This window comes from Rahnella sp. PD12R, from assembly GCF_019200965.1.
Lineage (GTDB): Bacteria > Pseudomonadota > Gammaproteobacteria > Enterobacterales > Enterobacteriaceae > Rahnella > Rahnella laticis.
This window is the reverse complement of the sequence record NZ_JAHTMS010000011.1, coordinates 117,042-139,169: the sequence shown is the minus strand read 5'-3', so window position 1 is coordinate 139,169 and position 22,128 is coordinate 117,042. Positions and strand designations below refer to the sequence as shown.

General features: G+C 53.8%; 21 protein-coding genes. 11 read left to right on the top strand and 10 right to left on the bottom strand.

Features of this window, described 5'->3' with window-relative positions:
- Positions 1-314: 314 nt before the first annotated feature.
- Together KWG64_RS20345 and KWG64_RS20340 are read left to right on the top strand one after the other, a co-directional pair.
- On the top strand, positions 315-1,727 hold the full coding sequence (locus tag KWG64_RS20345) for an MFS transporter (protein WP_218522962.1): 1,413 nt from the start codon (positions 315-317) through the stop codon (positions 1,725-1,727).
- Positions 1,724-4,102 carry a glycoside hydrolase family 3 N-terminal domain-containing protein gene (locus tag KWG64_RS20340; RefSeq protein ID WP_218522961.1) on the top strand — a complete coding sequence of 793 codons (2,379 nt, stop codon included), beginning with the start codon at positions 1,724-1,726 and terminating at the stop codon, positions 4,100-4,102. Before KWG64_RS20345 ends, KWG64_RS20340 begins: the two co-directional genes overlap by 4 nt.
- Before the next feature lie 77 nt (positions 4,103-4,179).
- Here the strand turns inward: KWG64_RS20340 and ruvB are convergent, their stop codons facing one another.
- From ruvB to aspS, 6 genes are all read right to left on the bottom strand, one after another.
- Positions 4,180-5,187: a Holliday junction branch migration DNA helicase RuvB gene (ruvB, locus tag KWG64_RS20335; protein WP_015696866.1), complete on the bottom strand. Its 1,008-nt coding sequence runs from the start codon at positions 5,185-5,187 to the stop codon at positions 4,180-4,182.
- 8 nt (positions 5,188-5,195) lie between these two features.
- A complete protein-coding gene (ruvA, locus tag KWG64_RS20330) occupies positions 5,196-5,810 on the bottom strand; it encodes a Holliday junction branch migration protein RuvA (RefSeq protein ID WP_218522960.1) in 615 nt (204 codons plus the stop codon).
- 87 nt (positions 5,811-5,897) lie between these two features.
- Positions 5,898-6,419 carry a crossover junction endodeoxyribonuclease RuvC gene (ruvC, locus tag KWG64_RS20325; RefSeq protein WP_015696865.1) on the bottom strand — a complete coding sequence of 174 codons (522 nt, stop codon included), beginning with the start codon at positions 6,417-6,419 and terminating at the stop codon, positions 5,898-5,900.
- Positions 6,420-6,528: 109 nt separating this feature from the next.
- Positions 6,529-7,272, bottom strand: a complete 744-nt coding sequence (locus KWG64_RS20320; protein ID WP_152325803.1) for a YebC/PmpR family DNA-binding transcriptional regulator — start codon at positions 7,270-7,272, stop codon at positions 6,529-6,531.
- Positions 7,273-7,297: 25 nt separating this feature from the next.
- On the bottom strand, positions 7,298-7,744 hold the full coding sequence (gene nudB / locus KWG64_RS20315) for a dihydroneopterin triphosphate diphosphatase (protein ID WP_152325802.1): 447 nt from the start codon (positions 7,742-7,744) through the stop codon (positions 7,298-7,300).
- Positions 7,744-9,540 carry an aspartate--tRNA ligase gene (gene aspS / locus KWG64_RS20310; protein ID WP_218522959.1) on the bottom strand — a complete coding sequence of 599 codons (1,797 nt, stop codon included), beginning with the start codon at positions 9,538-9,540 and terminating at the stop codon, positions 7,744-7,746. The genes nudB and aspS overlap by 1 nt, the downstream gene beginning before the upstream one ends.
- Positions 9,541-9,878: 338 nt before the next feature.
- Here aspS and KWG64_RS20305 point away from each other — a divergent pair, with 338 nt between their 5' ends.
- The 7 genes from KWG64_RS20305 (at position 9,879) to KWG64_RS20275 (ending at position 14,719) form a co-directional block, all read left to right on the top strand.
- On the top strand, positions 9,879-10,454 hold the full coding sequence (locus tag KWG64_RS20305; RefSeq protein WP_152325800.1) for a hydrolase: 576 nt from the start codon (positions 9,879-9,881) through the stop codon (positions 10,452-10,454).
- A 74-nt stretch (positions 10,455-10,528) separates the two neighbouring features.
- The gene (locus tag KWG64_RS20300) at positions 10,529-11,347 is read left to right on the top strand and encodes a DUF72 domain-containing protein (RefSeq protein WP_195814520.1); all 819 of its coding nucleotides are present in this window, start codon (positions 10,529-10,531) and stop codon (positions 11,345-11,347) included.
- A 109-nt stretch (positions 11,348-11,456) separates the two neighbouring features.
- Positions 11,457-11,852, top strand: coding sequence for an MAPEG family protein (locus tag KWG64_RS20295; RefSeq protein ID WP_152325798.1), 396 nt, complete (start codon positions 11,457-11,459; stop codon positions 11,850-11,852).
- Positions 11,853-11,967: 115 nt separating this feature from the next.
- Positions 11,968-12,711, top strand: coding sequence for a carboxy-S-adenosyl-L-methionine synthase CmoA (cmoA, locus tag KWG64_RS20290; protein WP_152325797.1), 744 nt, complete (start codon positions 11,968-11,970; stop codon positions 12,709-12,711).
- Positions 12,708-13,679: a tRNA 5-methoxyuridine(34)/uridine 5-oxyacetic acid(34) synthase CmoB gene (gene cmoB / locus KWG64_RS20285; protein ID WP_195822987.1), complete on the top strand. Its 972-nt coding sequence runs from the start codon at positions 12,708-12,710 to the stop codon at positions 13,677-13,679. The genes cmoA and cmoB overlap by 4 nt, the downstream gene beginning before the upstream one ends.
- A 167-nt stretch (positions 13,680-13,846) precedes the next feature.
- Positions 13,847-14,050 (top strand): hypothetical protein, encoded by a 204-nt coding sequence (locus KWG64_RS20280; RefSeq protein WP_195814517.1) that lies wholly within the window; start codon positions 13,847-13,849, stop codon positions 14,048-14,050.
- Positions 14,051-14,476: 426 nt separating this feature from the next.
- A complete protein-coding gene (locus tag KWG64_RS20275) occupies positions 14,477-14,719 on the top strand; it encodes a hypothetical protein (RefSeq protein WP_195814516.1) in 243 nt (80 codons plus the stop codon).
- Positions 14,720-14,823: 104 nt separating this feature from the next.
- Here the strand turns inward: KWG64_RS20275 and cutC are convergent, their stop codons facing one another.
- Entirely contained in the window at positions 14,824-15,582 is a 759-nt protein-coding gene (cutC, locus tag KWG64_RS20270; protein ID WP_165056982.1) for a copper homeostasis protein CutC, read from the bottom strand.
- Positions 15,583-15,694: 112 nt separating this feature from the next.
- Between cutC and KWG64_RS20265 the strand changes: the two genes are divergently transcribed.
- On the top strand, positions 15,695-16,843 hold the full coding sequence (locus tag KWG64_RS20265; protein WP_218522958.1) for a MalY/PatB family protein: 1,149 nt from the start codon (positions 15,695-15,697) through the stop codon (positions 16,841-16,843).
- On the opposite strand, the gene KWG64_RS20260 is transcribed toward KWG64_RS20265, so the two are convergent.
- Positions 16,840-17,400: a VOC family protein gene (locus KWG64_RS20260; protein ID WP_218522957.1), complete on the bottom strand. Its 561-nt coding sequence runs from the start codon at positions 17,398-17,400 to the stop codon at positions 16,840-16,842. The genes KWG64_RS20265 and KWG64_RS20260 overlap by 4 nt on opposite strands.
- Positions 17,401-17,687: 287 nt before the next feature.
- On the opposite strand from KWG64_RS20260, the gene argS reads away from it, so the two are divergent.
- Positions 17,688-19,421: an arginine--tRNA ligase gene (argS, locus tag KWG64_RS20255; RefSeq protein WP_218522956.1), complete on the top strand. Its 1,734-nt coding sequence runs from the start codon at positions 17,688-17,690 to the stop codon at positions 19,419-19,421.
- Positions 19,422-19,486: 65 nt separating this feature from the next.
- Here the strand turns inward: argS and murJ are convergent, their stop codons facing one another.
- On the bottom strand, positions 19,487-21,016 hold the full coding sequence (gene murJ / locus KWG64_RS20250) for a murein biosynthesis integral membrane protein MurJ (protein WP_218522955.1): 1,530 nt from the start codon (positions 21,014-21,016) through the stop codon (positions 19,487-19,489).
- 195 nt (positions 21,017-21,211) lie between these two features.
- Positions 21,212-22,123, bottom strand: a complete 912-nt coding sequence (locus KWG64_RS20245; RefSeq protein ID WP_218522954.1) for a Gfo/Idh/MocA family protein — start codon at positions 22,121-22,123, stop codon at positions 21,212-21,214.
- Positions 22,124-22,128: the final 5 nt, after the last annotated feature.

Genomic DNA, 22,128 nt, shown 5'->3' with positions numbered 1-22,128 from the left:
AAGAGTCTCAGGCCGGCGAATTTTTAAATCTTCATGCCGTAACCGCAAAGTTTTCCATCCATTCGCAAGAGACCGCACACCGTTCGCTGCGGGCTTTTGCCAGCCAGACCTCATTCTGTTTGATCCCGTTCACAAATAAAAAACAAAATCAAAAAACGTAAATTACATATTCGTTTCCTCAATTGTTTACCCTCGACTCATTATCAATACTTCAGTCGCACGATTATTTATTCAGCATTTTCCCTACATTTTTTGATTCGAACGCACAGTGTTTCAGTCGGTTATCTCTCATCTTTGAAAGCAGGTAACGAATAATGATAACTACCCCGGTTCTTTCCGTTAAAGATAAAATTGGTTACGGGCTTGGCGATATGGCCAGCGCGCTGGTCTGGCAAACGGCCACTTTATTTCTGGCCTATTTTTATACCGATGTTTTCGGCCTGCCGGCCGCCATCATGGGCACGTTGTTTTTAGTGGTCCGCGCCGTTGATGCCTTCGTCGATCCTTGTATCGGCGCGATGGTCGACCGCACCACGACCCGCTTTGGTAAATTCCGCCCATGGCTTTTGTGGTTTGCGATCCCGTTCGGGGTTTGCTGCCTGATCACCTTTTACGTACCGGACATTTCCCCGACCGGAAAAATCATCTATGCCTGCGTAACTTACACCCTGCTGAGTCTGGTGTATTCGGCCATCAACGTGCCGTATTGCGCCATGCCGGGCGCGCTGACGCTCGATCCGCGTGAACGCCATTCCTTGCAATCGTGGCGTTTTGGTCTGTCATTTGTCGGCGGTCTGGTGGTGACGGTGATTGCCCTTCCGCTGGTGGCAAAATTGGGCGACGGCAATCCGCAAAAGGGTTATTTCTACGCGATGAGCCTGATGGGGCTGCTCGGCATCGTGCTCTTTTTCTGCTGTTTTGGCCTGACCCGCGAACGTTATCACCCGCGTAATGACACCTCAGGCTCCATGCTCAGCGATTTGAAATTACTGTGGAATAACCCGCAATGGCGCATCGTTTTTATTTTTAATATTTTGCTGTTATGCGCGGTGGTTATCCGCGGCTCGGCAACAATGTATTACGTAAAATATGTTCTTGGCCGTCCGGATCTGGTCTTCAACTTTATTGTTTTCGGGATGCTGGCGTCTTTATTTGGCGCATTGCTGTCGGAACGGTTATTAGGGAAATTTGACCGCGTCAAATCCTATCAGTGGACAATTCTGACCTTCGTTATCTGCAACGCCGCTATTTTCTTTATTCCGGCACATTCGCTGTGGTTCATTTTTGGCCTGAATCTGGTATTCAGCTTCATCCAGAATCTGACGACTCCGCTGCAATGGACGATGTTCTCTGACGTCGTTGATCACGAAGAATCGCGCACCGGCCGCCGTCTGGACGGACTGGTGTTTTCCACCGCGCTGTTTGCCATTAAATTCGGTCTGGCGCTCGGCGGTGCCGTCGTGGGCTGGGTGCTGGGCATGGTGGATTATGTCCCGAACGGCGTGGCTCAGGCACCGGCGGTCATGCTGACCATCAATTCCCTGTTCACCCTGGTTCCCTGCGCGCTATTCCTCGTCATGGCCGCCCTTCTTTTCACCTACCGGCTCAACAGCCGCACGATGCAAACCATCGTGGCCTCACTGGCGGGCAAACGCTCCCTCGAGGGCGAGAGCGCCGCTGTGCCCGCAGGTTCTGCCCCACTGATTAATCAAGGAGAAATACGATGACTCATCTGTATCAGGATGCTTCACAACCCGTCGCCACCCGCGTTGCCGACCTGCTGGCGCGCATGACGCCGGAAGAGAAATTTGCCCAAATGCACGCATTCTGGCTCATCCTCGACAGCGGCGGAAATCATAAAGAACGCTCAGATCTGAGTGATGATTTCGCCGGTCATAAAGAAACGTTGTCACTGGATAAACAGCTGGCCTGGGGCGCAGGGCAAATCACCCGCCCGCTCGGCACGCACGTTGTCAACCCGGAGGAAGGCGTCCGGGCACTGAACCGCCTGCAAAAAACGCTGGTGGAGGAAACGCGGCTGGGCATTCCGGCGATGTTCCATGAGGAATGTCTGGTCGGTTTACTGTGCAAGGACGCCACGCTGTTCCCCTCTTCGCTCAGCTACGCGTCAACGTGGGATCCTGAACTGATGGAGAAGGTCGCCGCGGCTATCCGTGAGGAAGCGCAAAGCATCGGCTGTCATCAGGGTTTAGCGCCGGTTCTGGATGTTTCGCGCGATGTGCGCTGGGGACGCACCGAAGAAACTTTCGGTGAAGATCCGTATCTGGTGGGGATCATGGCGACGGCCTACGTGCGCGGTTTACAGGGTGAAAACCGTGATTTGCTCGCCACGCTGAAACATTACGTCGGCCACTCTTTCAGCGAAGGCGCACGCAACCACGCCCCGGTACATCTTGGTTTCCGCGAACTCAACGATACCTTCCTGCTGCCGTTCGAAATGGCGGTAAAGCTGGCCAACGCAGGTTCCGTTATGCCGGCTTATCACGATATTGACGGACAACCGTGCCACAGTGATCACTTCCTGCTGACGGAAATTTTGCGCGAACAATGGGGCTTTGACGGCCTGATTGTGGCAGATTACGGCGGCGTCAGTCTGCTGCATCAGCATCACGGCGTCAGCCACGATGATGCCGAATCGGCGGCGCTGGCATTCAACGCCGGTCTGGATATTGAGTTGCCGAAAGGCGATTGCGCCCGGCATCTGGCTGATGCGGTATCACGCGGGCTGATTGATATGGCTAAAATCGATGAAATCGTCGCCCGCGTTCTGACGGAAAAATTCCGCCTCGGGCTTTTCGAGCAGCCGTATGCGCCTGAATCACAGCCAAAAATGCAGCAATCTGCCGTACGTGAACTTGCCCGGGAAGCGGCCGTTCGCTCCATCACACTGCTTGAAAATAACGGTATTCTGCCGCTGAAACCTGCCTCTGATCAGAAAATCGCCGTAATCGGACCGACGGCGGACGACCCGCTGGCATTACTCAGCGGTTACAGTTTCCCGGTGCATCTGATTATCAGCGAGATGGAAGCGCAGACCGGACAGGTCACCACGCCGCTTCAGGCACTGCGTTCGGCCTACGGCGAGCAGAATATTCGTTACGCGAAGGGCTGCCATATTCTCGAAAAACGCACAGCAGGTGCGCCGGTATTCCCCGGTGATGCCGGTAAGCCAATGCAAAGTTCACCGGTTTCTCAGGACACCACGCAGATCGCCGCTGCGGTCAAAGCGGCGCAGGAAAGTGACGTGGCGCTGGTGTTTGTCGGCGATCTGGCAGGATTGTTCCAGAGCGGCACGGTCGGTGAAGGTTCTGACACCGATAGCCTTCAGTTACCCGGCGTTCAGCAAAAACTGCTCGAGCAGGTTGTCGCAACCGGCAAACCGACCATTGTCGTCATGACCGGCGGCCGTCCTTATTCGCTGGGCGGTTTAGAGGAAAAAGTAGCCGGATTCCTGATGGCGTTTGCGCCCGGTCAGGAAGGAGGACGGGCGATTGCCGATGTGCTGAGCGGCAAAGAAGCGCCATCCGGGCGGCTGGTGGTTTCCGTGCCGAAAAGCGCGGGCGCGATGCCGTATTACTACAATCACAAACTGAAAAGTGGCGGAACGCCAATTGCATTCCACTTCGGCGCGAAATACCCGTTCGGTTACGGGCTGAGCGGCACCACGTTCCGGTACCACGATTTGCAGTTAAATCAGCAGCCGGTTGCCATCGAAAACGGTGAAATCTCCGTACAGATTCAGGTGACCAATACCGGTTCGCGGGCAGGCAGTGAAGTGGTTCAGGTTTATCTGCGCGACTGCGTGGCTTCTCTGGTGCGGCCGGTACACGAACTGAAAGCGTTTCAGCGCGTTGAGCTGAACGCCGGCGAAACCGCCACGCTGAATTTCAGTATTCCAACCGACATGCTGAATTTCACCAACGCCGCGCATAAACGCTTCGTCGAGCCGGGCTTTATTGACGTTCAGATCGGGGCTTCCAGCGCTGATATTCGCGCTAAAGGCAGGGTGACGCTGGCCGGAAAAGTACGGGAATTGCCTAGTCACTGGCGGATGGTCAGCCGGTGTGAGGTGAATCAGTAAAGGCTGCTTGCAGACCACAAAATCAGAAAGCAAAACGGACGCATCAGCGTCCGTTTTTACAGGGTTCAGATAGGCTGTTATTCAGTTTCCCTCGTAATGCCGAAATGCTTATACGCATGGTTAGTCGCCATACGTCCGCGCGGTGTGCGCTGAATAAAGCCCTGCTGGATCAGGAACGGTTCGATCACGTCTTCAATCGTTTCACGTTCTTCGCCAATTGCGGCGGCTAAGTTATCCAGCCCCACCGGCCCGCCGGTGAATTTATCAATAATCGCCAGCAGCAGTTTGCGGTCCATATAATCGAAACCTTCCGCATCAACGTCCAGCATGTCCAGTGCACCATTTGCAACATCACCGTTGATCGTGCCGTCGCCTTTCACTTCGGCAAAGTCACGTACGCGGCGCAGCAGACGGTTGGCAATACGCGGCGTGCCACGCGAGCGTCGGGCAATCTGATGCGCCCCTTCTTCCGACAGTTCCAGCCCGAGGCAGGACGCACTGCGCCCGACGATATGCTGCAAATCGGCGACCTGATAAAATTCCAGACGCTGCACAATACCGAAACGGTCACGCAGCGGAGACGTCAGGGAACCGGCGCGCGTCGTGGCACCAATCAGGGTGAACGGGGGTAAATCGAGCTTGATGGATCGCGCCGCCGGGCCTTCGCCAATCATGATATCCAGCTGATAATCTTCCATCGCCGGATACAGAATTTCTTCGACAACCGGCGAGAGGCGGTGAATTTCATCGATAAACAGCACGTCGTGAGGTTCGAGATTGGTCAGCATCGCGGCCAGATCGCCAGCTTTTTCCAGCACCGGCCCGGAAGTCGTGCGCAGGTTCACGCCCATTTCGTTGGCAACGATGTTTGCCAGCGTGGTTTTACCCAGCCCCGGCGGCCCGAAAATCAGCAGGTGATCGAGTGCGTCTTTGCGTTGCTTTGCCGCCTGAATAAAGATTTCCATTTGCGAGCGCACGTGGGGCTGCCCGACGTATTCGTTAAGCAGCTTCGGGCGGATCGCACGGTCAATGACCTCTTCTTCACTAAACACTTCAGAAGAAATCAGGCGGTCAGCTTCAATCATCGTTTACCTCACAGCGCCGCGCGCAGCGCTTCTCTAATCAACGTTTCGGATTCTGCACCCGGTTTCGCCACCTTACTGATCATGCGGCTGGCTTCCGGCGGTTTGTATCCGAGGGATATCAGGGCGGCTACTGCTTCACCTTCGGCATCAGATTCTTTCGCTTTCGACGCCGATGCAGGTAGCGTGATATCAGTATGATTGTTAAATAGATCACCGTTTAATCCTTTAAACCGGTCTTTCATTTCGACGACCAGGCGTTCTGCGGTTTTCTTACCGACACCAGGTAACTTAATTAAGGCAGTGATTTCTTCCTTTTCCACTGCGCTGACGAACTGCTGTGCCGACATGCCTGACAGGATTGCCAGCGCCAGCTTTGGCCCGACGCCGTTCACTTTGATCAGTTCACGGAACAGCGCGCGCTCTTGTTTATCATTGAACCCGTAAAGCAGTTGGGCGTCTTCACGGACGATAAATTGCGTGAAGAGGATGGCTTCCTGACCCAGTTCGGGCAATTCGTAAAAACAGGTCATCGGCATATGCACTTCATAGCCCACGCCGTTGGTTTCCATCAGCACCAGAGGTGGCTGTTTTTCCAGAATAATGCCTCGAAGTCTGCCTATCACGTTCATTTTCCTTATCAGGTCAAAAGCAGCAGTGTTTATATCATAAAAAAGGCTGGATGGATATCCAGCCCAATGGACTTGCGGCGTCTATCGCATACGTCCGCGCGCCATCTGCAATTTATCCGAACTCAGCCGGATCGCATTCTGACTCATGTGGCAATGCGTAATCGCAATCGCCAGTGCATCGGCGGCATCGGCCTGCGGATTGGCGGGCAGTTTCAGGATAGAACGCACCATGTGCTGCACCTGCGATTTTTCGGCAGCGCCTGTGCCAACAACTGTTTGTTTCACCTGCCGCGCGGCGTATTCGAACACCGGTAAATCCTGATTCACTGCGGCCACAATCGCCGCGCCGCGCGCCTGCCCGAGCTTTAACGCGGAGTCCGCATTCTTCGCCATGAATACGGATTCGATGGCAAAAAAGTCAGGCTGGAACTGCGTAATAATTTCCGAAACGCCAGCGTAAATTAATTTCAAACGCCCCGGCATATCGTCAACGACGGTACGGATGCAGCCACTGCCCAGATAGCTCAGCTGACGCCCTGTCTGGCGGATAATGCCATAGCCGGTGATGCGTGAACCGGGGTCGATCCCCAGAATAATAGCCATAGCCGCTGAACGCCTTGTGTTGTCGTTTTATTGAGAAAGTTGGGGACAGTATAAACTGCTGAGGGATTTCAGAATAGCCAGCCGGTGGAGACCACCGGCTGCGGTGAGATTACAGAGTTTCTGCGATCTCGTCGGAGATTTCACCGTTGTGGTAAACCTCTTGTACGTCGTCACAATCTTCCAGCATGTCGATCAGGCGCAACAGTTTTGGTGCAGTTTCTGCATCCATATCGGCTTTGGTCGATGGGATCATGGTGACTTCTGCGGAATCTGCTTTGAAACCGGCAGCTTCCAGGGCGTCTTTCACTTCGCCCAGATTTTCCCAGGCAGTGAACACGTCGATTGCGCCATCGTCGTAAGACTGGATATCTTCTGCGCCCGCTTCCAGCGCGGCTTCCATCAGCACATCTTCATCCAGACCCGGTGCGAAAGAAATCACACCTTTCTTGGAGAACAGGTACGCGACGGAACCGTCAGTGCCCAGATTACCGCCGGTTTTGGTGAAGGCATGACGCACTTCAGCCACGGTACGGTTGCGGTTGTCACTCAGACATTCGACCATGATTGCAGAACCACCCGGACCGTAACCTTCATAAATGATGGTTTCCATGTTGGTGTCTTCGTCACCACCGACGCCACGCGCAATGGCACGGTTCAGGGTATCGCGGGTCATGTTGTTGGACAGTGCTTTATCAATTGCAGCGCGCAGACGTGGGTTTGAACCCGCATCGCCGCCGCCCAGACGTGCAGCGGTAACCAGCTCACGAATGATTTTGGTGAAGATTTTGCCACGTTTAGAATCTTGCGCCGCTTTGCGGTGCTTGGTGTTGGCCCACTTACTGTGACCTGCCATAAATATCTCCAAAAAGTCTAAAGTCTTAACAGACCGAATAGTTTACAAATTCTTCAATCGCCTGCTGGTTGCTCGGGGAGACGGTCAGCGCTGCCGCTTCCGCTTTTCCCAGCCACCGGAACGCATGATGTTCGGTAAGAACCACATCACGCTCGTCGGGTAACGCCAGACAGAACCAATGTTCTTTATTACGGGTTACGCCGGGAGCATAGCGATGGCGCAAATGCGCAAATATTTCAAAGTCCTCGCAGCGGTCACAATCCTGAAGAGGCAGGTTTTCACCTGCGATGTCGATTCCGACCTCTTCCATCACTTCACGCTGCGCGGTTTGATTCGGGGATTCCCCGCCTTCCAGACTGCCGGTCACCGACTGCCAGAAATTCGGGTCATCCTTTCGCTGGAGCATCAGCACCCTGCCGGTGTTTCTGGCGTAGATGACGCACAGTATCGACTCAGGACGCTTATAGCTCATTAGTTATTCTCTGTATTTGTGTCTGGTGTCACTTCTTTTTTCGCGACAACCGCAATACCGAGTTCCAGCAAAGAGGCCGGATTCGCGAAGCTTGGTGCTTCGGTCATCAGACAGGCCGCTGCCGTAGTTTTCGGGAAGGCGATGACGTCACGGATGTTATCCGTACCGGTCAGGAGCATGACCAGGCGATCCAGACCAAATGCCAGACCGGCATGTGGCGGTGTGCCGTATTTCAGGGCGTCGAGCAGGAAGCCGAATTTCTCGCGCTGTTCGTGTTCGTTAATACCCAGAATGCTGAACACGGTCTGCTGCATTTCGCTGCGGTGAATACGCACAGAACCGCCGCCCACTTCGTAGCCGTTGATGACCATATCGTACGCGTTCGCGATTGCGGAAACCGGGTTCGCCGCCAGTTCCTGCGCCGTCATTTCTTTTGGTGCGGTGAACGGGTGGTGCATGGCGCTCAGGCCGCCTTCGTCGGTGTCTTCAAACATCGGGAAGTCGATAACCCACAGCGGAGCCCACATGTCTTCGTTGGTGATTTTAAGGTCGCGACCCACTTTCAGACGCAGTGCGCCGATTGCGTCAGTCACAATTTTCGCGCTGGCTGCGCCGAAGAAGATCATGTCGCCGTCTTGCGCGCCGGTACGTTCAATCAGGGCAGACAACAAATCCGCATTGAGGAACTTCGCGACCGGGCTCTGAATGCCTTCCAGACCTTTGGCAACTTCGTTGACTTTGATGTAAGCCAGGCCTTTCGCACCGTAGATTTCGATGAATTTCGCGTACTCGTCGATTTGCTTGCGGCTCAGCTGTGCGCCGCCCGGTACGCGCAATGCCGCTACGCGACCTTTTGGATCGTTAGCCGGATCGGCGAATACTTTGAACTCGATGTTTTTCATCAGGTCAGCAACATCAACCATTTCCATCGGGTTACGCAGGTCAGGTTTGTCTGAACCGAAACGACGCATGGCTTCTGCAAAGGTCATGATCGGGAAATCGCCCAGATCCACGCCTTTGATTTCCTGCCACAGTTCACGGGCCAGTTTCTCCATCACTTCGCGCACTTGCTCGGCGCTCATGAAAGAGGTTTCCACGTCGATCTGGGTGAATTCCGGCTGACGGTCAGCACGTAAATCTTCGTCACGGAAGCATTTAACAATCTGATAGTAACGGTCGAAACCGGACATCATCAGCAACTGTTTGAACAGCTGCGGGGATTGTGGCAATGCGTAGAATTTGCCTTTGTGCACACGGCTTGGCACCAGATAGTCACGCGCGCCTTCCGGCGTGGCTTTGGTCAGCATCGGGGTTTCAATGTCGAGGAAGTCATGGTTGTCCATGAAACGACGCACGAAACTGGTGATTTTTGCGCGCGCTTTCAGACGGTTAGCCATCTCCGGGCGACGCAGGTCAAGATAGCGGTATTTCAGACGCGCTTCTTCGGTGTTGACGTGATTGGAGTCCAGCGGCAGCGCTTCTGAACGGTTGATGATGTTCAGCTGGTTAGCGAACACTTCTACTTCACCGGTTGCCATGTCTTTGTTGAACTGGCTTTCAGGGCGTGCACGGACGTTACCGGTTAACTGGATACAAAACTCGTTACGCAGTTCAGAAGCCAGTTTGTAGGCTTCGGCCTGATCCGGGTCGAAGAAGACCTGAACGATACCTTCGCGGTCACGCATATCGATGAAAATCAAACCACCCAAATCGCGGCGACGGTTAACCCAGCCACACAATGTCACTTCCTGGCCCACATTGGACGCATTCAGCTTTCCACAATATACAGTACGCATAACGGTATCCTTTTGATCCCACTACCCGGCTTCATGGCGCACAGGTACAGAAACGGTTATTCACTCTGGTCGCCCGCCGCAAAACTGTGCAGCGCGCGGAATGGGTTTTATTCGGGTCGAAAAAAGGCGGCTATTATAAAGGAATTTCCGCCGCAGGATAAGTGCGAACGCATCAAGGCTGGCGCGGAAATTCACACATGTTGCTTGCTACACATAATTTAACAAAATTATCCCCATTTTGACCCACGCGTTAGCATAGACTCCGGCTATCCCCTTTGTACACGCAGTTCATTATTCCTGCCTCTATTTACCCCTTTTGATAACCGGGAGCTAACACCATGAAACTCGACCCTAAAACGACCGCATTAGTGCTGATCGATTTACAGAAAGGCATTCTGCCGTTTGCCGGCGGCCCGCACACCGCGCAGCAGGTTCTGGATAACGCCACTGAACTGGCAAACCGTTTCCGTAAACTGGGCTCTCCGGTGGTAATGGTGCGCGTGGGCTGGTCCGACTCTTTTGACGAAGCGCTGAAACAGCCGGTCGACGTCCCTGCGGCCGCGCCGGAAGGCGGCCTGCCAGCGAGCTGGTGGGAATTCCCGGAGCAACTGGGCGTCACCGACAAAGACTTGCTGGTGGTGAAACGCCAGTGGGGCGCGTTCTACGGTACAGATCTGGATTTACAACTGCGCCGCCGTGGCATTAAAAGCATCGTGCTGGCCGGTATTTCCACCAACATCGGTGTGGAATCCACAGCCCGTAACGCCTGGGAGCATGGCTATGAGCTGGTGATCGCCGAAGATGCATGCAGCGCGCACAATAACGACCATCATCAGTCCAGCGTGCAGTTCATCTTCCCGCGCATCAGCCGCGTGCGTTCAACCGCCGAAGTGCTTGCCGCACTGCCACAGTAAGGTTACCCTGCCGGATATCCCTGACGCCGCCTGCCGGGCGGCGTTTTTTATGGAAAAAACAGAGGAAGCGCGGCATGTATATTGGTTTACCGCAATGGCACCACAACGCCTGGGCCCGTATCGGGCTTCGCGATCTGGCTGATTACGCCCGGTATTTCAATTGTGTCGAAGGCAACACCACATTTTATGCGTTGCCAAAACAGGACGTTGTGATGCGCTGGCGCGATATGACGCCTGAATCCTTCCGTTTCTGTTTTAAATTCCCGTCATCCATCAGCCATAAAGCCGCACTGGCAAACTGTCAGGAAGATGTCGATACGTTTTACCGCACGCTCGGGCCGCTTGGCGAACGCATCGGGCAGCTCTGGTTACAGCTTCCTCCCACTTTTGCACCCGCGCATCTTGAGCGTTTATGGCAATTTCTGGACGCCCTGCCCGCCGGTTTTGATTACGGCGTTGAAGTACGCCATTCTGATTTTTTCGCCAAAGGCGATGCCGAGCGCGCGCTGAATCAGGGGTTACATCAGCGCGGGATCAACCGCACGATTCTCGACAGCCGTCCGGTTCACAGCTCGAAATCTCAGACTGAAGCGGTGCTTGACGCCAAACGTAAAAAACCTGTTCTGCCGCTCCACGCCGTCGTGACGGCGACGCGCCCCATCGTGCGTTTCATCGGCGGCGATATTCTTGACGATAACCGGCCGCTGTTCGTGCAGTGGGCAGACAAACTTGCGGCGTGGGAAACCCAGGGGCTTTCTCCTTATCTGTTTATCCACACGCCGGATTGCACCGACGCACCGCAGCAGGCGCGCAGTCTCTGGCCCTTGCTGCGGGCCAAAATCCCGACCGTTCAGCCTGAACCTGACTGGCCGGAACAGGACGCACTGTTCTAAATTATTCGTGATTGTCTGACGACAGTTTTGCGTCTTGCCGCTATCATAGTGGCGCAGTGAAGCGGGTCATTGCCCCGCCGGATCACAGGGAATAACCAAGGAAGTCATCATGATTAGCGCGTTATATGTCGTGCTTGCCGCCATACTTTTGATCAAACTCTCTTTCGATGTGGTACGCCTGAGAATGCAGTACCGTATTGCCACCGGCGACGGCGGCTCCTACGAACTGCAAACCGCCATCCGCGTTCACGGCAACGCCGTCGAATATCTGCCTATCGGCTGTTTATTGCTGCTGTTTATGGAAATGAACGGTGCCGGCGTCTGGATGATTCACGCCTGCGGACTGCTGCTGATTACCGGCCGGCTGTTCCATTATTACGGCTTAAAACACCGCGAATTCGCCTGGCGCCGCAGCGGCATGGCCGCTACTTATATCTCGCTGGTGTTAATGGTTATCGCGAATATCATCTATTTGCCGTGGTCCCAGTTTCTGGCATTCGACTAGCTTTTCCGCCGTTTTTTACGGGCAGCGCCGCGCACAGGTATCTGCCCGCCTCAGTATCTGCTAAAATTCGCCCTCAAAATTCTGTCCCTTCAATTTTTTGGTTCGACTCACCATTATGGCAAAGCACGATACGCTGTTTTCTGCACCGATAGATAAGCTGGGCGACTGGACGTTCGATGAACGCGTTGCTGAAGTTTTCCCCGATATGATCCAACGTTCTGTACCGGGTTATTCCAACATTATTTCGATGATTGGCATGCTCGCCGAGCGCTTTGTTAAGCCCGACACGAATGTCTATGATCTGGGATGCTCGCTTGGTGCGGCTACGCTGTCGATGCGCCGCAATATCAAGGTTTCGGGTTGCGAAATCATTGCAGTCGATAACTCCCCTGCCATGGTGGAACGCTGCCGCCGCCACATCGACGCCTTCCGCGCCGATACGCCGGTTAACGTTATCGAAGCCGATATTCTGGATATCGAACTCAAAAATGCCTCGATGGTTGTGCTCAATTTCACCCTGCAATTTCTTGAACCGGACGATCGTCAGCGCCTGCTGAATCAGGTCTATCAGGGAATGCGCCCGGGCGCAGCGCTGGTACTGTCAGAAAAATTCAGTTTCGCGGACAAAGACGTCGGCGAACTGCTCTTCAATATGCATCATGATTTCAAACGTGCGAACGGCTACAGCGAACTGGAAATCAGCCAGAAACGCAGCATGCTGGAAAACGTGATGCTGACCGATTCTGTTGAAACCCACAAAGCGCGCCTGCATCAGGCCGGTTTCCAGCACACAGAACTCTGGTTCCAGTGCTTTAACTTCGGCTCGCTGATTGCCGTCAAAGCCGGGGAAGCAGAATGATTGATTTTGGTGATTTTTACCGCGTGATTGCCAAAGGGCCACTGAGCCCGTGGCTTAACACTTTGCCTTCACAACTCACTGCATGGCAGAAAGAGTCGCTGCACGGTAAATTTAAACTGTGGTTCAACTCGGTTGACCGCCTGCCGTTGTTACAGCCAGAACGTCTTGATTTGCTACACAGCGTTTCCGCCAATATGGAAACCCCGCTGCCCGCCGGTCAGCGTGAAGGCATCGAGAACCTGCTGCGCAATATGATGCCATGGCGTAAAGGGCCTTTCTCGCTGTACGACGTTGAAATCAATACCGAATGGCGTTCAGACTGGAAATGGGATCGCGTACTTCCGCACATCTCTTCTCTGGCGGGCCGTACAATTTTAGACGTCGGCTGCGGCAGCGGCTATCACATGTGGCGCATGATTGGCGCGGGCGCGCATCTCGCCGTAGGTATCGATCCGATGCAGCTGTTCCTGTGCCAGTTTGAAGCTGTGCGTAAATTGCTGGGCGGCGATCAGCGTGCACATTTACTGCCGCTGGGCATCGAGCAGTTGCCTGAGCTGAATGCGTTCGACACCGTTTTCTCGATGGGCGTGCTTTACCACCGCCGTTCACCGCTGGATCATCTTTATCAGCTGAAAAACCAGCTGGTCAGTGGCGGTGAACTGGTGCTGGAAACGCTGGTTGTCGAAGGCGACAGTCAGCAGGTTCTGGTGCCCGGCGACCGTTACGCGCAGATGGGAAATATCTATTTCATTCCGTCTGCCGAAGCGCTGAAAGACTGGCTGGTTAAATGCGGATTTGCCGATGTGCGTATCGCGGATGTCAGCGTCACGACGGTTGAGGAACAGCGCCGTACCGACTGGATGACCAGCGAATCACTGGCCGAATTCCTTGACCCGAACGATCCAACCAAAACTATTGAAGGTTATCCGGCACCGCGCCGCGCGTTGCTTATCGCCCGCAAACCTTAAACCCTGCTTTCTCCGCCAGACTCACTGTCTGGCGGTAACCTCCCCCGTATTTATCTCCGGCTTTCTGCCCCGTCGCGCTGTACATCCGGGATTAAAAAGGTCTAACCTTTCGGAATGGCTATCTGTTTGTTCTGACAGAGATCGTGGTTAACGTTCTGGGAGGATGTATGAAATTCCCTAAAGGCAGTATCGTTCAACACAGATCCGGCGATATTAAAGGCACCGTGATGAATACGTTTGAATCTGATAAGGACATCGTCTCGTATTACGTTTCCTGGGAAGATGGCAGCAGCAGTCTGCATCAGGAAAACGAATTGCACTGGGCCAATATCGATGTCGCAATCAAAATTAAAAACTTCTACGAAAAGTAGCCAGCTCACTTCTGACTGACATAAATCTTCCGATTTATTCACCTTTTCCGGCCTTCAGATCAGGGCTGACGGCCACTGTGCGCCAGGCCTTTGTAAAGCTTCCTGTTTTCATACTTTATCGTTGGATTGATTCATAGTGTTTCGTGTATAAATTCGGCCAAAGTTATTCATCAGAACGCGAACCTGTCGCGGAGAAAAGTATGCGCCGGAGAATCCGATTCCTTTTTGATCGTGCAGTGATTGTTTTAGGTCTCTTTGTAATGTGTCTGGTGGTCAAAGCCGGCATGTTTGGCGTGGCTTACCTTACCTGGGGCTGACACTTTTCAGATTAAATGACAACATTTGTCCAATTTTCGATCTGATACCCTTTCCAAATGTAATGGAAATGCTAGTCTCCCATAACCATTCAAACCACAAGGTTATAAAGTGTCCGACTCACACGAAAACCCGGATGTTCTCCTGCGCACCGCTCAGGCACTGGAGGCAGCAATTGCATTCAGCATCGCTTCAATTTCGGTAAATCTTCCCGATGTTAAAACGGAAGTTGTTGAGTCTTTACGCCGTAATACGGCGAACAGCGATAAACAGGATCCGACAAAAGACGCCATCGAACATCTGGTGACGCTGATTGAAACCGCAGCAGGCCCTTCCGAAAAACACCGCGTCTAGCACAGAAATTAAGCATAAAAAAAGCCCCGCCAAAATGACGGGGCCTGGTACTTGCGCAGGGCGACGCAATAAGGGTCGTTTGACCCGGTTAAATCTTGAGATTATTACGCCGTGCGGGATATTTGATCGTCAAACTGCAATGTACTTTTCATTGCGGCAACAATATCACCGTCCACGCAATAACGACTGAATTCATCAAAATCGGTGTCGGAACTCATGGTGACACCGGCTTTGCGGTAGCGCATAGAGGAAGGAACCTGACGCCCTGCCGAACTGTGTAACTCGGTCAGCCCGATGTCCACAAACTTTTGCAGATTCGTCAGACGCACACCTGCGCCAGCCATAATAATTGGACCACGCGTGAGCTGATTCAGTTCCCGAAGCATCGGCAAACCCACTTCCGCATTTTGCTGCTGTCCGGAAGTCAGAATGCGCGCCACACCTAGCTGAGTCAACTGCTCAAGCGCAATCTTCGGGTTCAGACACATGTCGAAAGCACGGTGAAATGTCACAGCCATATCGCCGCATAACGCCATCACTTCCCACATTCTTGGCATATCAATATGCCCTTCATCGTCGAGCATGCCGACCACCAGACCGGGAAAACCGAGATCGCGGATCATCGCGATGTCACTTTTCAAAACATCAAATTCGCTTTGGCTATAGCAAAAGTCACCACCCCTCGGACGTACAATCGGATGTACAGGGATCGTCACTTTTTCCCTCGCCAGTTTGAGGGTGCCGTAACTCGGCGTAATACCGCCGTCAGCCTGACTCGCGCACAATTCGACGCGATCGGCTCCGGCTTGTTCTGCTGTTAACGCACAATCCACGCTGTAACAACACACTTCTAATTTAGTCATGTGACCTCTCCTGATTACGGCATTATGCTACAACACTTGTGTGTAACCGGCCATGTCGCGTAGGCTCTGACATGAGCATTCCCGCCCAACTGCCTGCTTAGGAAAGCTAACTATGGCACTCAATTTTGATTTGTGGGTAGACCGCAGTCACAGTGATAGCGTTAAGTGGAATAAATATCATCATCAGGATGTGATTCCGCTTTGGGTCGCCGATACCGACTTCACGTCTCCGCCTCAGGTAATTAAAGAACTGCAACAACGCGTGGCCGAAGGTGTCTTTGGTTACGGTATTACTCCGCCGGAACTGATTGAAATTGTGGTTAAACGGCTTGCAGACCTTTATGACTGGGCGATTGAGCCGGAATGGATTGTCTGGCTTCCGGGTCTGGTCTGCGGGCTGAACGTGGCCGTACGCGCCAACGTTGCGCCACACGAAAGCAGCCTGATGCCGATGCCCATTTATCCGCCTTTCATGCAGGCCGCACAATCTGAAGGCCGGGCATTTAAATCCATTCCGGTCACCCAACAGCAACAACGCTGGGTGGCAGACTTTTCCGCCGCCGAAAGCCAGCTTGATGGCAGTGAAAAGCTGCTGATGCTCTGCAATCCTTATAATCCGGGCGGCACTGTTTATCGTCGCGATGAATTACTGCAACAACAGGAATTCGCCAGACGCCACAATCTGGTGGTGTGTTCCGATGAAATCCACTGCGACCTGATTCTGGAACCGGATCTAAAGCACGTTCCGTTTGCCTCACTCAATGCGGATGCAGAACAGCGTTCGATTACGCTGATGGCGCCATCGAAAACCTTCAATCTGGCCGGACTGGGTGCCTCGATGGCGATCATCCCAAACCCCGAATTGCGCCGGAAATTTTTAGACACCAGCAAAGGTATCGTGCCGCACGTCAATATTCTGGCGTATGTTGCGGCGACGGCGGCCTACCGTGATGGCGAAGCGTGGCTTAACGCACAGCTCGATTATTTGCGTGAAAACCGGGATCTTGTGGCGTCGCGTATTAACGCCATGCCAGGTTTACGCATGCTGGCACCCGAAGGCACCTATCTTGGCTGGATTGATGCCAGCGCATTGCCGGTGGACGATCCGTACCGTTTCTTTGTCGAAGCGGGCGTGGGCTTCTCCGGCGGAGCCGAATTTGGCGCGCCGAAGTGCGTGCGCATCAATTTCGGCTGTCAGCGCGCCCTTCTCGGGAAAGCACTCGACCGGATGGAAGCCGCACTCGATAAGCTCCGGCGTTAACCCGCGTCCCTTTCGCTGGCGACAATTTCACGCAGGCTGTGCGGGTGAAATTTTATCGTTACTGAACCGTCAGTGACCGCCAGCGTGGGGTTAGGCAAACGCTCATTTTCCCCTTTGGGCGCACTTTGCTTCAGTTTTATACCGGGCGTCATTAGCGCTTCATCGGCAATCAGTGCCAGCGCCCGCGTATACAACTCTTCTTCTGCCCCCGGCAGCACAATCTCAATATGTTCCCAGCCCTCATGCGGATATCGCTTATCCCCCGGATAAGGCAATTCCACCAGATCAATGCTCAGCGGCCCGACCGTGAGCGGCTCATCGAGCGTAAACAGGCAGATAGGCCGCCCGTTAATCAGGGTTTCATTGAGCAGGCTGCCGCATTTTTCCAGCCCGGATTTCCAGCGATCGGCTGTCGTGTTCTGATGACAGCGCACAGAAATATGATCGGCATGAAATTCACCCAGGTTGATCTGCAATTTTGCAGCGAATGTCGTTAATACGTCGGTGAAACGCGACATATCATCAACTAAATCCTGTAACTCTGGCACGTGTCTCATGGCGGGCATCCTATCTCTTTTCATTTTGCAGATCTTCAGGGTCGGGTAATTTACACAGCCTTTCATCCGGTTGCCAGAGACATGCCGCAGAATCGCGCTTTCATGCCTTCAGGACACGCGGCAATACTGACGCCGCAGGGCTAATATGATATAAATACGCATCATTTTCGGTTAATCCGTTTAAAACGTATAACCAGTAAACAACTACATTCTTCCCCTAAATCATCTGGGTTGCAGTGAAACTGCGCAGCCGAAAGATGACGGGGATATCGACTAAAGGTAATCCGGTGAATATTCAGTCACTCCTTTCAGAAAAAGTCAGCCACGCGCTGATCGCAGCAGGCGCATCCGCCGACAGCGAAGCGCAGGTCCGTCAGTCCGCCAAAGCTCAGTTTGGCGACTATCAGGCTAATGGCGTAATGTCCGTGGCGAAAAAACTCGGTATGCCGCCACGACAACTGGCAGAGAAAGTGGTTGAACTGTTGGATCTGAACGGCATCGCAAACAAAGTCGAAATTGCCGGTCCGGGTTTCATCAATATCTTCCTGGATCCGGCATTCGTCGGTGCGCATGTCGACAGCGCGCTGAATGACGAAAAACTGGGTATTGCGCCCGTTGAGCCGCAAACCATCGTCATCGACTACTCTGCGCCAAACGTGGCGAAAGAAATGCACGTTGGCCACATCCGCTCCACCATTATCGGCGACGCCGCCGTGCGTACCAACGAACTGCTGGGTCATAAAGTGATCCGCGCAAACCACGTTGGCGACTGGGGCACACAATTCGGGATGCTGATTGCCTATCTCGAAAAAGTGCAGAACGAAAACGCCGGTGACATGAATCTGGCTGATCTGGAAGAATTCTACCGCGCAGCGAAAAAGAACTACGACGAAGACGAAGCCTTTGCTGAACGCGCCCGTGGCTACGTGGTGAAGTTGCAGGGCGGTGACGAATACTGTTTGCAAATGTGGCGCAAACTGGTCGATGTGACCATGAAGCAAAACCAGCTGACTTACAACCGCCTGAACGTCACCCTGACCGAAGACGATGTTATGGGTGAAAGCCTTTATAACAGCATGCTGCCGGGTATCGTGTCTGACTTGCAGTCAAAAGGTCTGGCCGTCGACAGCGAAGGTGCCGTCGTGGTTTATCTGGACGAGTACAAGAATAAAGAAGGCGACCCGATGGGCGTCATCATCCGTAAAAAAGATGGCGGCTACCTCTACACCACCACCGACATCGCTTGTGCGAAATACCGCTACGAAACGCTGGGGGCCGATCGTGTGCTGTATTACATCGACTCCCGTCAGCATCAGCATTTGATGCAAGCCTGGACCATCGCGCGCAAAGCCGGTTATGTCCCAGATTCTGTTGCGCTTGAACACCACATGTTTGGCATGATGCTGGGCAAAGACGGCAAGCCGTTCAAAACCCGCTCAGGCGGCACGGTGAAACTGTCCGATTTGCTGGACGAAGCGATTGAACGCGCACGTAAGCTCATCACAGAGAAGAATCCTGAGCTGAAAGATGCAGAAGAGCTGGAAAAACTGGTCAACGCCGTCGGTATCGGCGCAATCAAATACGCTGACCTGTCGAAAAGCCGCACCACCGATTACATCTTCGACTGGGACAACATGCTGGCCTTCGAAGGTAACACCGCGCCGTACATGCAATATGCTTACACCCGCGTGGCATCAATCTTCAAACGTGCAGAGATTGACGTTAATAGCCTGACACAGCCGGTCGTGCTGCGTGAAGAACGCGAAGCGGCACTGGCTACCCGTTTGCTGCAATTCGAAGAAGTCCTGACCGTTGTTGCCCGCGAAGGCACACCACACACCATGTGTGCTTATCTCTACGACGTTGCTGGCCTGTTCTCCAGCTTCTACGAACATTGCCCGATCCTGAACGCTGAAGACGAAACCAGCCGCAACAGCCGCCTGAAACTGGCACTGTTAACGCAGCGCACGCTGAAAACCGGTCTGGATACGCTGGGTATCGAAACCGTAGAACGTATGTAATTCCTGTCTGGCAGGCATTAAAAAAGGGCGCTTAGCGCCCTTTTTTGTTTCTGCATTTTCTCACATTAATGCCGGGCAAACTCTTTCACGCGGAACCCTAACAGGCCGAGCACGGCGAAGTACGCCACCACGCCAGCCGCGACAACGGCCGCCAGACGCGCCAGACGATACGCCATTCCGCCGACATCCCAGGCAGGCATCAGCCACATCATGCCGAGCAGCGCCGCAGACATCGCAATCACCGCCACAAACAGTTTTATCAGGAAGACTTTCCAGCCCGGCTGCGGCTGGAAGATATCCTGTTTACGCAATTGCCAGTAAAGCAGCGACGCGTTCAGGCATGCAGCCAGACCAATCGACAGCGAAAGACCGGCATGTTTCAGCGGACCGATAAACGCAAGGTTCATCACCTGTGTCATCAGCAATGTGACGATGGCGATTTTGACCGGTGTTTTAATGTCCTGACGGGAATAGAAGCCCGGTGCCAGCACTTTCACCACAATCAGCCCCATCAGACCAACGGAGTAGGCCACCAGCGCGCGCTGCGTCATTGACGCATCAAAGGCGCTGAATTTTCCGTACTGGAAGAGCGCAACGGTCAGCGGTTTCGCCAGAATACCCAGCGCGACAGAACTTGGCAGTGCCAGCAGGAAACACAGGCGCAGGCCCCAGTCCATCAGGCGATTGTATTCGGCATGATTGCCGTTCGAAAAACTCCGCGCCAGCGACGGCAGCAGAATTGTCCCCAGGGCCACGCCCAGCACGCCGGACGGAAACTCCATCAGTCGGTCAGCGTAATACATCCATGACACGGAACCTGAAACCAGAAATGACGCGAAAATGGTGTTGATAATCAGGGAAATCTGGCTCACCGACACACCCAGAATTGCCGGACCCATCTGACGCATAACGCGCCAGACCCCGGCATCCTTCAGGTTCAGACGCGGCAGAACCAGCATACCGATCTTCTTCAAATGCGGGAGCTGGTAGCCCAGTTGCAGCAATCCGCCTGCAACCACCGCCCAGGCCAGTGCAAGCACCGGCGGGTGGAAATAAGGCGCAGCAAACAGCGCAAAGCCAATCATGCTAACGTTCAGGAACGTCGGCGCAAAAGCCGGTATCGAGAAACGGTTCCAGGTATTGAGTATCGCCCCGACCAGAGAGGCCAGCGATATCAGCAGGATATACGGGAACGTGATGCGCAGCAGCGAACTGGTCAGTGCAAATTTATCGGGCGAATCCACAAAACCGGGAGCTGTAATGTAAATCACCCACGGCGCGGCAAGCATACCGAGCACGGTGACAATCGCCAGAACCAGCGTCAGCAGGCCCGAAACGTAAGCAATGAACGTCCGCGTGGCTTCCTCGCCCTGCTGGGTTTTATACTCGGCGAGAATCGGCACGAAAGCCTGAGAGAATGCGCCCTCAGCGAAAATACGACGTAGTAAATTGGGCAGTTTGAACGCCACAAAAAAGGCGTCGGTCACCATTCCGGCACCAAAAACGCGGGCCACAATGGCGTCGCGGGCAAAGCCTAATACACGTGAAAACATCGTCATTGAACTGACGGCTGCCAAAGATTTAAGTAGATTCATGTCACTTTTCTTGTTTGCCGGTGGCCTGTCTTTAACTCAATATTGATCAACAGGTTAAACAACCACGCCTGCATCAGCAGGCGTGAAAGATGAACCGGCATGGCTCAAAGATGCGCTTAGTCTACGCATCCGCCATGCAATAGCCAACGGCAGTTGTTATAGATTGTTACCCGCACCATCCTGTGCGGCTTTCACTCAGTTTTGCAGAATTTTTTCGATCATAGCCTGCGCGTAAATCGCCTGTTCGCCGCTGGTTTCAGGTGCGGTCTGGTTCGAGACGCAATCGACGAAATGCTCAATTGCGCCGGCAAAACCACGCTGCGCCAGCGTACTTTGCCAGCCTGCAACAGGTTGCTGCGTCAGAATATCATCGCGTTCATCGCGCCAGATTCGCATATCGTCGAGCTGATAAACGGCGCCTTCTGTCACCGCCTGCACGCTTTCGCGGAAGGTTCCGGCGCGGCGATGCATTGAAGTCGTCACCAGCGTTTCTCCGCACAGGAAATGATGCTCGCCATAAAGCATCTGGTCAGCCTCGTTAATCTGAATCAGCCCGCTTTCCAGGCTGGCATTGCCGCCCGCCAGCCACAGTGCCGTATCCACGACGTGCAGATAATCATCCAGCAACGTAAAACGCAGATCGTGTGGCCCGACGCTGTTCGTGCGATGTTTATCCATCCGCAAGGACGCCGGTTGTTGCATCTGCTCCTTCAGCTGACGATACAGTGGCGCAAAGCGGCGGTTAAACCCGACCATCAGCGCTTTGCCTGCCCGGTTCGCCTGCTCTACCAATTGTTCAGCCTGATCCAGCTCAGCCGCCAGCGGTTTATCGACATACACATGGACGCCCTGCGCCAGCAATTGCCCGACGACGTCGAAATGGCTGGCCGTACTGCTGTGGACGAATACCGCGTCGCACTGGCTGGCAAGTTCGTCCATCCGGGAAAAACAGGCCATCCGGTAGCTGTCGCAAATGGCCTGTGCTTTTTGCTGATTCGGGGAAAAACCGCCGACCAGCGTCCACTTTTCAGCATGACTGAGAACCGGCAGATACGCTTTTTGCGCGATCCCGCCAAGCCCGATAACGCCTATCCGAAGTTTACTCACGACGT

Bases quoted from the DNA above. Each gene is read 5' to 3' on its own strand.
- cutC (WP_165056982.1), bottom strand. From the start codon at position 15,582: ATGACTAAATTAGAAGTGTGTTGTTACAGCGTGGATTGTGCGTTAACA.
- KWG64_RS20305 (WP_152325800.1), top strand. From the start codon at position 9,879: ATGAAACTCGACCCTAAAACGACCGCATTAGTGCTGATCGATTTACAG.
- aspS (WP_218522959.1), bottom strand. From the start codon at position 9,540: ATGCGTACTGTATATTGTGGAAAGCTGAATGCGTCCAATGTGGGCCAG.
- KWG64_RS20280 (WP_195814517.1), top strand. From the start codon at position 13,847: ATGAAATTCCCTAAAGGCAGTATCGTTCAACACAGATCCGGCGATATT.
- KWG64_RS20295 (WP_152325798.1), top strand. From the start codon at position 11,457: ATGATTAGCGCGTTATATGTCGTGCTTGCCGCCATACTTTTGATCAAA.
- KWG64_RS20320 (WP_152325803.1), bottom strand. From the start codon at position 7,272: ATGGCAGGTCACAGTAAGTGGGCCAACACCAAGCACCGCAAAGCGGCG.
- KWG64_RS20300 (WP_195814520.1), top strand. From the start codon at position 10,529: ATGTATATTGGTTTACCGCAATGGCACCACAACGCCTGGGCCCGTATC.
- ruvB (WP_015696866.1), bottom strand. From the start codon at position 5,187: ATGATTGAAGCTGACCGCCTGATTTCTTCTGAAGTGTTTAGTGAAGAA.
- KWG64_RS20340 (WP_218522961.1), top strand. From the start codon at position 1,724: ATGACTCATCTGTATCAGGATGCTTCACAACCCGTCGCCACCCGCGTT.
- murJ (WP_218522955.1), bottom strand. From the start codon at position 21,016: ATGAATCTACTTAAATCTTTGGCAGCCGTCAGTTCAATGACGATGTTT.
- ruvC (WP_015696865.1), bottom strand. From the start codon at position 6,419: ATGGCTATTATTCTGGGGATCGACCCCGGTTCACGCATCACCGGCTAT.
- KWG64_RS20265 (WP_218522958.1), top strand. From the start codon at position 15,695: ATGGCACTCAATTTTGATTTGTGGGTAGACCGCAGTCACAGTGATAGC.
- cmoB (WP_195822987.1), top strand. From the start codon at position 12,708: ATGATTGATTTTGGTGATTTTTACCGCGTGATTGCCAAAGGGCCACTG.
- KWG64_RS20260 (WP_218522957.1), bottom strand. From the start codon at position 17,400: ATGAGACACGTGCCAGAGTTACAGGATTTAGTTGATGATATGTCGCGT.
- cmoA (WP_152325797.1), top strand. From the start codon at position 11,968: ATGGCAAAGCACGATACGCTGTTTTCTGCACCGATAGATAAGCTGGGC.
- KWG64_RS20345 (WP_218522962.1), top strand. From the start codon at position 315: ATGATAACTACCCCGGTTCTTTCCGTTAAAGATAAAATTGGTTACGGG.
- nudB (WP_152325802.1), bottom strand. From the start codon at position 7,744: ATGAGCTATAAGCGTCCTGAGTCGATACTGTGCGTCATCTACGCCAGA.